A 12,785-nucleotide genomic window follows, 5' to 3' on the forward strand; every position below is an offset into this window, starting at 1 on the left:
CATGCGCCAGGACTCCACTATCCTCCCACGGCATGGCCAGCCCCTATGACGTGACGTCGGTGCGCAGCCCCTCGGAGCTGCCGCGCATCCTCGACCTCCAGCGAAAGAACCTGCCCAAGGCCATCAGCACGGATGAGATGCGCTCGCAGGGCTTCGTCACCGTGGAGCATGACGTGTCCGCCCTGGAGCGGATGCACGCCCTGGCCCCCAGCATCATCGCGAGCCACGAAGGTGAGCTGGTGGCCTATGCGCTGACGATGCCTCGGGAGTGCCGCGCGCTGATGCCCTTGCTCGTCCCCATGTTCGACCTGCTGGACACGCTGGAGTACCAGGGCCGTCCGCTGACGGAGCAGCGGTTCTACGTCATGGGGCAGGTCTGCATCGACAAGGCCCACCGGGGCAAGGGCGTGTTCGAGCAGCTCTATGCCAAGCACCGCGAGCTGTATCGCGAGCGCTTCGACCTGCTCGTCACCGAGGTCTCCACCCGCAACACGCGCTCCATGCGCGCCCATGAGCGCGTGGGCTTCAAGCCGCTGCACACCTACCGCGACGCGACGGACGAGTGGGCCGTGGTGGCCTGGGATTGGAGCGAGCCCGCGCCCGTCAGCGCTGGCTCAGCGGGATGACGAGCTTCTCCGCGGTGTGAGTCTCGGAGAACTTCGCCACCTTCACCACCGACAGGCCCTGCGCCTTGGCGGCGGCGATGACCTCTCCATCCGCCAGCTTCGACGCCTTGCCCTTGGGCCGTATGACCCAGATGCCCCCGTCGCGCTTGATGCTCCGCTGCAGCGTCCCCAGGCGATCCAAATCCTCGGGGCCGTCCACGGCGACGAAGAGCAGGTCACACTCCTTGGGCGCGCGGCCCGTGTGGACCTCGCCCACCTTGCGCTCCAACTGCGCGAGGAAGTCCTCGTCCTTCACCCCGAGCACGCACAGCTTCTGGCCCGCCTTCACGCCCAGCTTGTCCAAGAGGCCGCGAGGGTTCTTCAGCTTGTTCGCCCACTTCTCCGCCAGCTCCGGCCCCAGCGAGAAGCTGGCCAGCCCCTCCGCCGTGGACACCTTCAGCACGCCTCGGGAGACCTCCACGTTGGACACCGCCTTCACCGGGATGTCGAACCGGAACGTCCCCCGGAAGGTGACCTTCTCGCTCTCCAGATAAGCCTTTCCCTCCGACGTCTGGCCCTGGAAGGACACCTTGCACAGCACTTCGGACCCCATGCGCGCTCCTCGCTCCGCTCAGCCCGGCTCGACGGCCTCGCCAAACCGCTGCCCCAACGCCTTCAGGTACGAGTCCATGTTGCGGTGATGGCCAAAGACGAACTTCGACATGAAGCGGAAGAACGGGTTGTACACGGAGCCATTCTCCGTGATGGACACCCGCACGCCCGACTCCACCGGCTCCGCCTTCCACGTCCACGTCCCGCCGAAGGGCAGCCCCGCTTCCTGGATGCGGGTGACGAGCGTGGCCTTCGGCGGAGGTGCCTCCTCCAGCACCTCCGAGGGCAACGAGCCGTTGGAGTCCTCCACCATGAACACCGCGTGCCCGTCACGGTCCGGCTGACGCTCCACCCGCTTGAGGCCCTTGTTCCAAGAGGGCCACGCCGCGATGTCGGAGATGACCGGCCAGACGGTGTCCAACGGCTGCTTCAAGATGATGCTGCGAAAGGCGACGTGGTCTCTTGGCAGCAATGTCCCGATGCCAACAACCACCGCCGCGAGCCCCGCCACCGAGCCCAGCGCGCCCACTATCCACATGCTCTTCCTCGTCTTCACGGCGAGTGTACTAAGTCGTCCCAACTCCAGACGTCAACCGCTCCCACCCTGTCAGCGCATCGCACTGCCATGCAGTCCATGTTTGCGCATCAGCTCGAAGAAGGCCCTGCGGGCCTTTCCACTCGCGCGCGCGGCGCGTGAGATGTTGCCTCCATTGCGACGCAGCGCCTCGGTGATGTAGCGCCGCTCGAAATCATCGATGAGATTGCGTTTCGCGCGCTGGAAGGCCAGGTCCAACCGGAGCCTTGGGGCCAGCTCTGGATGAGAGGACTCCGGGTCCAACAAGTCGATGTCCGGCGGTTCCACCGGACGGCCCAACTGGAGCGCCGTCAGGTAACGGACACAGTTCTCCAACTCGCGGGCATTGCCCGGCCACGCATAGTCTTCCAACCAGCGCAGGGCGCCTCGTGAGTACTCGACGGGCGGCAGGCCATAGGCCGCCGCGTAGTGGTGGGTGAAGGAGTCCAGGAGGGGGAGGATGTCCGCGGGGCGCTCGCGCAGGGGCGGCACGCGGATGGGCACTACGCGCAGGCGGAAGAACAGGTCCGCGCGGAAGCGCCCGTCCCTCACGGCCTCCAGCAGGTCCGCGTTCGTCGCGGCGACGATGCGCACATCCGCGCGCCGCATGCGGTTCTCTCCGAGCCGTCGGTACTCGCGCTCCTGGATGAAGCGCAGCAGCTTCACCTGGCTGGCGAGGGCCAGCGAGTCCACCTCGTCGAGGAAGAGCGTCCCCGCCTCGGCGCTGGCAATCAAACCCTCGCTCTTGAGGTGCGCCCCGGTGAAGGCTCCGGCGACATGGCCGAACAGCTCGTTCTCCAGCAGGTCCGGAGGCAGCGCGCCGCAGTTGATGGCCACGAAGCCGCCGCCGTGCTGTCGGCTCTGTTCATGCAGGTAGCGGGCGTAGCGCTCCTTCCCCACGCCCGTGGGTCCGGTGATGAGGACTTCCGTCATGGTGGGAGCCACCCTCGCGAGCTGGGCGAGCAACCTCTGGTGCTCCAGACTCCGGCCAACGATTTCCATGATGGCCATCCATTCAATGGGCCCGCCGCGCGGCGGGGGCCGTGGGCGTCACGAGCAAGTCTTGATGGATAGAACGTTCGAATCTGATCACGGACGTGCCGACTTTTCCAGGTCGGCCCTCAGCGCGCGCGCGGCCGAGGCCCGCCAGACCTCGCGCAGTGAACGTATGCCGGGCCTCACGGGCCCCTCGCCTTCGCGGGGGAAGCGATCATCCCCCACCTGGAAGTGGGCCATCATCCCTCCGGGGTACTTGCCCGCATTGGTGACATGGGGCGAGGAATGACAATGCAGGGGCCAGTCCCCGGGATTGTTCGCCACGAAGACGACGTCCACGCGCTCCCCCGGCCCCAACGACACCGTGTCCATCAATGCGGGCTCCGACAGGGGCTGGCCGTCCTTGTGGGTGACCAGGAACTCGTGGCCATGCAGATGCATGGAGTGCATCAGCGCGCCGGCATTGATGAAACGCAGCCTCACCACGTCGCCCAGGCGCGGCTGGAACGACTCTGTCTCCGGGTAGGAGCGGCCGTTGAACGTGAAGATGTCGTAGCCCGCCATCTGCTTGGGATGGCCCGGCGTCCCCAGCTCCGCGTAGTCGCGGTTCCACTCGTCGAGCAGGAGGACGATGTCCTGGTCCACGCGCGGCTCGGGAAGCCGGGGCAGGACGATGAGCGCGCCGCTCATGCCCCGGTCCAGGTGCTCGTTCGTGTTGACGTGACAGTGATACCAGTGCGTCCCCGCGGGGCGCGCGATGTAGTCATAGGTGTAGCTGCCACCGGGAGGGATGGGATTGGCCCATGCGGGCAACGCCTCGGCCTTGGCACCGCCGTGGCCAGCGTGCTCGCCCGCGCCGGGAGGATGCGGGTGCGGGGCACCGTCCATGCGGTGTGGCACCCACAGGCCATGGGAGTGGAGCGAGTGTGAGTTGGATGTCTCGTTCACCACGCGGATGCGGACCCTGTCCCCTTCCCTGGCGATCAACGTGGGACCGGGCGTGCTGCCGCCGAAGGACCAGACCTTGTAGTACGTGCCGTCCACCAGCCGGAGCTTGCGCTCGCTCACCACCAGCTCGTATTCCCAGACGGCCTGCCCCTGCTCCAGCCTGGGCTTCACCTTCTGCAGCAGCAGGTCCACCCGTGCCGAGGGAGGAGGAAGCGTCTCCTCCAGCACCGCGTCTTCCTGCGCGTGCCCCGGTCCCCCGGGAAGCAGCAGGCCCATCAAGGAGACCAGCACCGCCACTGTCTCGAGCGCGCGCATGGCTCAGAGCGCCGCCATGAGCAACGCCGAGTGGATGCCGGAGAAGCCGTTGCTCAGCTTCAACAGGTGGCCGCAGGAGGCGACTCGTTCGACCTGGGGCACGTAGTCCAAATCACACCCCGGGCCCGGCTCCACCAGGTTGATGGTGGGAAAGTGACGCTGGTGGTGCAATGACAGCGCGCTCGCGGCGACCTCCAGCGCGTTGGACGCGCCCAGCGCATGGCCCAGCATCGACTTCAGCGAGTTGACGGTGATGCGTCGGGCGCGCGGGCCGAGCACCGCCTTGACGGCGTTGGTCTCACACAAGTCATTCTGCGGCGTGGAGCTGCCATGGGCATTCACGTGGTCCACCGCCTCCGGAGCCAGGCGGGCATCGTCGAGCGCCTGATGGATGCACCTCGCGAGCGACAGCCCGTCCGGCGCGAGGTTCGTCATGTGGAACGCGTTGCTCGTGGACGCGGCGCCCACCAGCTCCGCGAGGATGCGCGCCCCCCGTGCCCGCGCCCGCTCCAGGTCCTCCAGCACGAGCATCGCCGCGCCCTCGGCCAGGACGAAGCCGTCCCGCTGCGAGTCGAAGGGCCGTGACGCCGCGGTGGGGATGTCATTGCGTCGCGACGTCGCGCCGATGACGTCGAAGGAGGCGAAGACCATGGGGGTGAGTGGAGCCTCGGCGGAGCCCGTCACGGCGATCTCCGCCACGCCGGAGCGCACCAGGTCGAACGCGGTGCAGATGGCATCGAGCGCCGCGGTGCAGCCGGTGGACACCGTGAGCACCAGCCCGTCGGCGCCACAGCGGGCCGCCAGCTCGTCCGCCACGGTATGGAAGGAGAGCTGCCGGAGGAACCCTCCGGGCCCGTGTCTCTCCTCACCCCGTGTTCGAAAGACATACGCGGCCTCGGTCTCCATGGGCGCGCCCACCGCGTTGCCCACGACGACCGCCGAGCGAGCCCCCTCCAGGTTCCGCAAGTCGGCGTCGCGCAGCGCCAGGTCCAACGCGAGCTCGGCCAGGAGTCCGCGACGGTCCGTGGTGCGCCGCTCGTCCTCGGGCAGCAGCGTGTCTGGAATCACGCCCGCCATGCGGGAGCGCAAGGTCTCCAGGGGAAAGCCTCCCGGCAATGACGTGAGCGCCCGCGTTCCCGAGCGGCCCGCGAGGAGCGCCTCCCAGAAGCGCTGTCGCCCCACGCCCACGGGCGACACGGGACCCACTCCGGTGATGACGACACGACGACGGCGCGAGCTCATGGACGACGGTCTCCCGGAGAGGCGGACTCTCCGCTCAAGGTGAGGACATGCTCCGCGAGCAGCTCGATGTCCGCGCGCCCCAGCACCGAGCCCCACGGCGGCATCAACGTGGACTTGCCCACCGCGCTGCCTCCCGAGCGGATGGCGGTGATGACGCTGTCGCGAGTCAGCCCGCTCATCTCCTGCGACGAGCGATGGTTGCGGGGAGCGACGAAGAGGGAGCGCGCGTTGATGCCCCGGCCATTGCCCAGCACGCCATGGCACTGCGAGCACAGCAGGCGATACAGGTGCTCCGCCCGGCCCTTCGGCTTCGGCACCGGAGCGATGGCGACAAGAGGCAACACCTCCACGGTGGCCCGCGCCGGAGTCGCCGCCTCCTCACGAGGCCGCAGGAGGAACTGGACGATGGCGGCGAGCTGGTCCGCTCGAGCATCGGTGCGAGGCATCAACCCCTGCTGCCAGTACCCAGGCTCCGACAGGAAGGCGCCCATCCACTCGGCATCCAGCCGGGCTCCGGACGTATACAGCTCCGGCCCCGACATGCCGCCCTGCCCCGGCGCCGCTTGATGACACCCGCCGCAAGGCAGGAGCTTGGAGAAATGAACCTGCGCGCGGATGGAGGGATTGGGCTCCACCAGCGGATGGGGATTGGGCTCGCGCTTCAGCGTGGCGAGGTACGCCGACGCCTTCCGCGCCTCCTCGGGTGACAACGGGGGGTGCGCGGGAAGCCGGGCCACGTCGACGCGGTCTCCCGCCTCGGTCGGGACGACGTAGCGATAGGGCAACCACCCCGCGGGGCGAATCCTCGCGGGCGCCGTGAGCCAGGACTCCACCCACTCCGGCCGAAGCCTCGAACCCGCGAAGGAGAGGTCCGGGCCTTCCACCTCCTCCAGAGACAGCAGGTCGTCACCGCCGGGTGGACGGGCCAGGTGACACTTCTCGCAGCGGGCCTTGAAGAGCCGCGCGCCCTCCGCCTCGCCTCCCGATGAAGGGCTCGCGGCCTGGGCACCCGCCGCCATCAGTGACACCACCAGCGCCACGACGCGCTTCACGGCGTCACCCCAGGCCGGAGAAACGCCACGGGGCGAACCCAGCCTCCGCTGCCCCGGTGGACCTTGATGGGAAAACACGCCACCCAGAAGCCGAGGGGCGGCAGCGTCTCCAGGTTGCAGAGCTTCTCCAGGACACAGAACTCCACCTCGCGACCCACGAAGTGCGCGGCCCACACGGACTCCGGGCCCAGCGTCCCCATTCGCTCGCGCATCACGTCGTAGGGCGGGTCGATGCTCCACGCATCCGTGCCGAACACCCGCACGCCCCGCTCATGCGTGAGCAGGCGCACCAGCTCCACCGACAGGCCGCGGCCCTTGTCCGAGTAACCCTCCTGCCCGAAGTACGCTCCCGCACCCGTGTGGAAGAGGACGATGTCGCCCTCCCCCACCCGGTGGTCCACGCGCCGCTCCCACGCCAGCAGCTCCTCTGGCGCCACGGGCTGTCGTTGAGGCCCCTCTGCCACGGGGATGCAGCAGCCCGGGCGGTAGAACCAGTCGAGCGGCATCTCGTCGATGGTGCGCGCGGGCCGCCCCGCCGCGGTGGGCGCGTAGTGGAATGGCGCATCCATGTGGGTCCCCGAATGGGTGATGGCGGTGATGCGCTCGCTGGCCCAGGCACGGCCCCCTTCGAGGCAACACGGGTCCATGCCCACGAGCTGCGCCAGGTGCGCGCCACCGGCCTCGTGAGACAGGCGCTCGATGGCGACAGGCACCCGCTCCCCGGGATTGGGGCCGAACGGCACACCCAGGTCCACGAGCCGGGGGGCGACGTTCATGGCTCGCTCACCCGCACCGCGAGCACCGCGCCCGGGCTCTCCGGAGCCTTCACCACATACTGCCCCGGGTTCTCGAAGCGGAAGGTGAAGCGCTCCCCCGCCTTCAGCACGCCCGAGGACAACATGCGTCCCTCGGCCGCCTCCACCACCAGCTCGTGCGTGGCGGTGGACACCGTGTGGCCCGTGTTGGGCGAGTCATACCGCCACCGGACGCTGTCGCCACTGCGGATGACCAGCTCCTTGCGGTCGAAGTACGGCGGCTCGTCGAGCACACGCACGTCCACGCTGCCCACGGAGTTCTCCGCCAGGTAGTCGATGAGCCGCTGATAGGACTCCAACGGGAAGGGACGGAAGCGACCGCTGACCTCCGCGAGCGAGCCCCGGATGCGCACCAGTCCGTCGCGCGCATCCTGTTCGCCCAGGCGCTCCGCGTCCGTCACCAGCTTCTCCTTCGCGGCGCGGCCCTCGTCGTCCGAGGGCTCCAGGCGGCGCAGCGCGTGCAGCAGCGCCAATCGCCCAGGCCGGTACTCGAAGGAGGACTCCACGGAGGACTCCTGGCCGGCGCCGTCCACCGCGCGCACGGTGAGCTTGTGCGGCCCGGGGGCCAGGTCCACCAGCTCCAGGAAGCCCTGCACGGGCTTCACCGCGACGGAGTCGATGGCGTACTCGACGCGCTGCACGCCGGAGACCCGGTCGGTGATGCGCGTGGACAACATGGTGCGCCCGCTCTCGACGACACCGACGGGAGACAGCACGACGACGGTGGGCGGCGCCAGGTCCAGCACGCCCAGCTTCCCCGCGTACTGCTCGGAGAACCAGAGGTTGCCCTGCTTGTCGAAGCCGAGGCCGAACGGCCGCGAGCTGCGCGCCACGGGTGGCACCGATGGCTCCTCATCGGGTCCTCCCGTGGGCAGCGGGAACGAAGTGAAGGAGCCCGTGGAGGGCCGGTAGCGCAGCGCCAGGTTTCCATCCAGCGCGAGCATCCACACGTCACCGGACGGCGACACCGCGATGCCCGCGGGACGCCTCGCCTCCGGAGGCACGTCGATGACACGAGGCTCCTTCGCTCCCGGCGCGAGGTGCCCCAGGCGTCCCTCCAGCTTCGCGAACCAGACTCCACCCTGCGCATCCACCGCCAGCCCCGCGGGGCCGCTGACGACGCCGGTGCTCTCCGCGCTCAGCTTCCACTCGCGAATCTCCTCCGTCGCGGGGTCCAGTCGGCCCACGGTGTCCGTGAAGCCCTCGGTGAACCAGACGAGCCCGCTGCGCGGGTCCACGCCGAGCCCAGCAGGGCCTGAGCTGCGATTGGGCAGCGGGTAGTCCCTCACCTTCCCCGTGCTCGGGTCCAACCGGCCAATCGCCCCGGCGAAGCGCTGGGTGAACCAGACGGAGCCCTCCGGCCCCAGGGCCACGTTGAACGGCCAGGAGTTCTTGCCCTCCAGCTTGAACTCCTGCGTCCGCCGCGTGGCGATGTCGAAGCGGATGAGCTTGTTGTCATAGCTCGCCGCGACCCAGACGCTCCCGAAGTGGGGCGTGCCCGGAGCGCCCACCGCCACGCCCACCGGGCGGCTCTCTGGACCAAAGGCAAACATCTCCAGACCGCCATTGGAGTACCGCGCCAGCTTGCCCGTCTTGGCCAGGGCCACCCAGACGGCGTCCTGGTCATCCACCGCGACGATGGCGGGGCCACTGCCTGGATGGTCCAGCGCGAACTCCTGGAAGTACGCCACGGGCGCGGCGGGAGGTGGCTTGGGCGCCGGTGCTCCGGGGCTTCGCGTCCCCGACTCGCAGCCGAGCACTCCCACGCACAGCAACACCACCGCCCACCGCGTCGACAGACCCTGCCTCAGCTCGTTGCGACCCATGAGTTTGCCCCCGTGAGCTTTGTGTTCGCTTCGGCGTGGATGCGCTCGTGCAGCCAGTCCGCGGCGAGCGGGAGCCAGTCGTGCACGCGGCTGGTGCCCACGTGCTCCGCCTGCCAGCTCCGCATCTCCACGCGCTCGCCACCCCACGCCAGGAAGGCGACCGCGTGCTCCGGCCCGAACAGCCGGTCCTCCTCCATGTGCATCACCAGCAGCGCGCCCTCCGGCGGCTCCAGCCCCTCCAGTCGAATCGCGGACGCCAGCGCATCCACCGCCGCGCCCTCCGGCAGGTCGAACGCCAGCGCCACCATCCTGCGCATCCGCTCCAGCCCGATGAGGGGCCCGTCCAGCGTGGCGTTCGGTGACACCGCCACGCCCGCGACGAAGCGCGGGTCTCCCGCCAGTGCGCGGGCCACCATGTGCCCGCCGAAGCTCACGCCAAAGGCACCCAGTCGCCCTTGCAGCACCCCGGGCTGTCGCGCCGCCCAGTCGGCCAGCGCCGGAGCCACCTCCTCCGCCGCGTAGACTGGCGCGCGGGGGCGCAGTCCGAAGGCGGCGGGAAGGTCCGCGGCGAACACGCCCAGTCCTCGTGACAGCAGCGCGTCTCCAAAGGCATGCAGCTCCACCTCGCAGAGCGAGTCCAGGCCGTTGAACACCACCACCAGCGGCGCCGGCCCGCGCGGAGGCAGTCGCAGATAGCCACCCACGTCGCCCCGGGGCGTGGGCACTCGCACCCACTGCCCCATGGACGCATCCAGCCTGAGGGCCCGTCGGTAGGCCCCCTGCGCCAGTCGACGCAGGCGCAGCGTGGGACGCCGCCAGGGCAGTCCGGGCCCCAGCAGGTGGAGCCCGAGCGAGGCCGCATGGAATCCGCTCGCCGCCCAACGCCAGGCCTGGGCGGCGGAGCCACGACGTCCCTCCCGCGTCGCCCGCGCGGCGAGGAGGCCCAGCTCCCTGGCGGACCGCTCGAACGCGGGCGTCCACTCCGCGCCCGCGTCCATTCGTCGGCACGCCGCCTCCAGCTCCCCGAAAGGCAGCCCGGAGAAGGCCACGCGGAACAACATGAAGCGCCGCGGGTCCATGACTGGCCTACCTTCCCGCGCCCATCACCGCGCCGGGCACCGCCTTGTCACCGAGCCGCACCGTGGACACGCCCTCGATACACAGGCGCCCGAGCTTGTTCGCGAACTGCTCGGTGAACCACAGGCAGCCCTCGCTGTCGCGGGACAGGCCACCCATCCACGCGCCCTCGGAGGGAATCTTGTAGACGGACACCACCTGCTTCTTCGCCAGGTCGAAGCGGAGGATGGCGTTGTAGAAGACGGTCGACACCCAGATGGCGTTGGAGGCCCGGTCATAGTTGACCTTGAAGGGCGCGGACTGCACCGGCAGCGCGTACTCGGAGATCTTCCGAGTCTTGGGGTCGAACATGCCCAGCTTGTCGCTGCGCATCTCCGCGAACCAGATGCGGCCCTCTCCGTCTTCAATCAGTGACAGCGGCCAGCCCATGCGCGTGGGCAACTCCCACGTCTCCACGGTCCACGCGTCCTTGTCGAGCTTGCCGATGCGATTGCCTGTCTTCTGCGCGAACCAGACCTCGTTCTGCTTGTCGACGAAGACGGTGCGCGGCTCGGCCTTGGGATGGGGCATGTCCAGGAAGCGCCACTCCCCGTCGGGTGAGAAGCGCGCCAGCTTGTTCGCGTCACTCAGCGCCACCCAGACGTTGTGGTCCAGGTCCACCGCGATGCCCACCGGCAGCGCCTTGGGCACGGGGATGGTGTACTCGGTGATTTTGAAGTCGCGGATGCGGGCAATCTTGTTCGCCGCGCGCAGTGTCACCCAGACATCGTCGCCGCACGGGTCCAGGCCCAGTGACGTGGGGCCGGACTCGGGCGTGGGGGTCTTCAGCTCGTGGAGCTTGCCGTCCTTGTAGTAGCCCACCGCGCCGCCACCCGGGCCCGGAGGGAAGCCCGGACTCACCCAGCCGCCGCCCATCTGGGTGAACCAGACGGTGCCCCGGCCATCCACCTCGACGATGCCCGGCACGGACTGCGGCGTGGGGACCTCCATCTCCACGATTTCGTGGCGCGCGTTGACGATGCTCGGCGTGGACGCGGGCCCGGCTGTCTCGCCCGCCAGATAGGACAGGTCCGTGCGGACGATGACGCCCACCACGTTGGTCCCCTGCTGCGCGAACCAGACGTTGCCCTTGGAGTCGAGCGCGATGCCCGCGGGTAGACCGTCCTTGCCTGGCAGGGAGAAGTATTCGAACTGGCGCTTCTTCGGGTCGAAGCGGCCCACGCGATTGGAGAACAGCTCGCTGAACCAGATGTCGCCTCGCTTGTCGGCGACGAGGAAGAAGGGCCCGCCGTGCCGGCTGTCGGTCGCGAACTCCTGGACGGTGCCGTCCTCGAGGTACAGGCCAATCTTCCCGGCGTTGCGCATGGAGAACCAGACCTGGCCCTGGCCATCCACCACGAGGCCACAGGGCTTGGACTCGGGCGTGGGCAGGCGGAGCTGCTCGAAGACGCCTGTCTTCGGGTCGTAGCGCCCCAGGGAGCTGACGTCGCGCATCGCCACCCAGACGCGGTCCTGCGGGTCCACCGCGATGCCCGTGGATTTCGTCTGCCGCGCAGGCAGTGGAATCTCCGTGACGGCGCCCGTCTTCCCGTCGATGCGGGCAATCTTGTCCGCCATGGTCTCCGTCACCCAGGCATTGCCCTGGGAGTCGAGGACGATGGCGGTGGGCCAGGCGTCAGGAGTGGGCAGCGGATAGCGCACCACGGAACCATCCGGCTTGCGGCGGGTGACGCGGTTGGCGAGCCGCTCGGCCACCCACAGGTCTCCGTGCGCATCGAAGATGAGGCCCATGGGGCTGGAGCCCTCGGTGCCAGTGGTCCACTCGGTGATGGTGCCACCCTGGTCCAACCGGGCCACCTTGTTCACCGCGGGCACGTCGATGAAGTTGCGCGCGAAGCGACCACCGCTCTCGGAGAACCAGACGCGGTCCTCGCGGTCGATGGCGATGATGTGCGGCACCGCGTTCGGCGTCGGCACCGTGTACTCGAACAGCGAGAAGGCCCGGTCCGCGCTGGAACGGAGCTGGTGCAGCCGCGCCTGCGTCTTGGTGACGGCGGACTCCGCGTAGACATCGGGAGCTACCACTGACGCGGCGGCGGTGGTGATGGCGGGCTTCGCGGTGGGCGTGACGGCTCCCGACGCGGGCTCGGAGACCAGGGACAGCCGCGACGCGGGAGCGGTGCAGCCCCCCACGCCGACCAACAGGAGCACGAGCAAGTCACGGAAGCGCATGGGCCACCTCGGAGGACTGCTGCTCCATGCGACGCTTGAGCCCGAGCATCGTCTGGAGGCTGTTGTTGCGGATGAGGTCGATGAGCTGCCGCTTCGCGTCGTCGTCGCTGGAGGACGGCGCGCCCGTGGCCGCGAGGTAGCGGTGGGCCACCTCCACGTCGAACTCCGTCATGTGACGGCTGGTGATGACGGTGCCGCCCGCTTCGCTTGCCAGCTCCCAGAAGCCGTAGTGCCGGTGCAGGAAGGAAGGCGGCTCCGGCTGATAGTAGAAGATGGAGTTCCCCTGGAGGATGCGCACCGTCTTGAAGGTGTCCGTGCGCCCCCGGCTGTGGACCGTCATCAACAGGACCTGGACCTGGGGGTCCGAGTAGATGATGTCTATCTTCCGGACGTGAGGCGCCACCGCGGGCCATTCCTCCAGGTGCCAGAAGGCCGCCAGCACGGTGCTCACATCCCGGGAGATGTGCACTTCAATCTCAAACGTCTCCATG

Annotated in this window: 12 protein-coding genes; 1 reads left to right on the forward strand and 11 read right to left on the reverse strand. The window is 69.0% G+C overall.

The annotated features are described in order from the left end of the window. Positions 1–32: 32 nt before the first annotated feature. Entirely contained in the window at positions 33–626 is a 594-nt protein-coding gene (locus tag G4D83_RS16685) for a GNAT family N-acetyltransferase (RefSeq protein WP_163865744.1), read from the forward strand. On the opposite strand, the gene G4D83_RS16690 is transcribed toward G4D83_RS16685, so the two are convergent. The 11 genes from G4D83_RS16690 to G4D83_RS16740 form a co-directional block, all read right to left on the reverse strand. Further along, positions 604–1,218, reverse strand: a complete 615-nt coding sequence (locus tag G4D83_RS16690) for a DUF3052 family protein (protein WP_163865745.1) — start codon at positions 1,216–1,218, stop codon at positions 604–606. The genes G4D83_RS16685 and G4D83_RS16690 overlap by 23 nt on opposite strands. Positions 1,219–1,236: 18 nt before the next feature. Further along, positions 1,237–1,773: an SRPBCC family protein gene (locus G4D83_RS16695; RefSeq protein WP_163865746.1), complete on the reverse strand. Its 537-nt coding sequence runs from the start codon at positions 1,771–1,773 to the stop codon at positions 1,237–1,239. Between the two features lie 51 nt (positions 1,774–1,824). Then, positions 1,825–2,793, reverse strand: a complete 969-nt coding sequence (locus G4D83_RS16700; RefSeq protein WP_163865747.1) for a sigma 54-interacting transcriptional regulator — start codon at positions 2,791–2,793, stop codon at positions 1,825–1,827. Positions 2,794–2,880: 87 nt separating this feature from the next. Then, the gene (locus G4D83_RS16705) at positions 2,881–4,050 is read right to left on the reverse strand and encodes a multicopper oxidase family protein (protein WP_163865748.1); all 1,170 of its coding nucleotides are present in this window, start codon (positions 4,048–4,050) and stop codon (positions 2,881–2,883) included. A gap of 3 nt (positions 4,051–4,053) precedes the next feature. Further along, a complete protein-coding gene (locus G4D83_RS16710; protein ID WP_163865749.1) occupies positions 4,054–5,292 on the reverse strand; it encodes a beta-ketoacyl-[acyl-carrier-protein] synthase family protein in 1,239 nt (412 codons plus the stop codon). Continuing rightward, positions 5,289–6,344 carry a cytochrome c gene (locus G4D83_RS16715; protein WP_163865750.1) on the reverse strand — a complete coding sequence of 352 codons (1,056 nt, stop codon included), beginning with the start codon at positions 6,342–6,344 and terminating at the stop codon, positions 5,289–5,291. The genes G4D83_RS16710 and G4D83_RS16715 overlap by 4 nt, the downstream gene beginning before the upstream one ends. Then, positions 6,341–7,120: a cyclase family protein gene (locus G4D83_RS16720; RefSeq protein WP_163865751.1), complete on the reverse strand. Its 780-nt coding sequence runs from the start codon at positions 7,118–7,120 to the stop codon at positions 6,341–6,343. Before G4D83_RS16720 ends, G4D83_RS16715 begins: the two co-directional genes overlap by 4 nt. Then, positions 7,117–8,985 carry a virginiamycin B lyase family protein gene (locus G4D83_RS16725; RefSeq protein WP_163865752.1) on the reverse strand — a complete coding sequence of 623 codons (1,869 nt, stop codon included), beginning with the start codon at positions 8,983–8,985 and terminating at the stop codon, positions 7,117–7,119. Before G4D83_RS16725 ends, G4D83_RS16720 begins: the two co-directional genes overlap by 4 nt. After that, positions 8,967–10,064: an alpha/beta hydrolase family protein gene (locus G4D83_RS46835; protein WP_163865753.1), complete on the reverse strand. Its 1,098-nt coding sequence runs from the start codon at positions 10,062–10,064 to the stop codon at positions 8,967–8,969. The genes G4D83_RS16725 and G4D83_RS46835 overlap by 19 nt, the downstream gene beginning before the upstream one ends. Before the next feature lie 7 nt (positions 10,065–10,071). Then, positions 10,072–12,294: a Vgb family protein gene (locus tag G4D83_RS16735; RefSeq protein ID WP_163865754.1), complete on the reverse strand. Its 2,223-nt coding sequence runs from the start codon at positions 12,292–12,294 to the stop codon at positions 10,072–10,074. Next, positions 12,281–12,784 (reverse strand): hypothetical protein, encoded by a 504-nt coding sequence (locus G4D83_RS16740; protein WP_163865755.1) that lies wholly within the window; start codon positions 12,782–12,784, stop codon positions 12,281–12,283. Before G4D83_RS16740 ends, G4D83_RS16735 begins: the two co-directional genes overlap by 14 nt. Between the last annotated feature and the right edge of the window lies 1 nt (position 12,785).

This window comes from Myxococcus eversor, assembly GCF_010894455.1.
Classification (GTDB): domain Bacteria; phylum Myxococcota; class Myxococcia; order Myxococcales; family Myxococcaceae; genus Myxococcus; species Myxococcus eversor.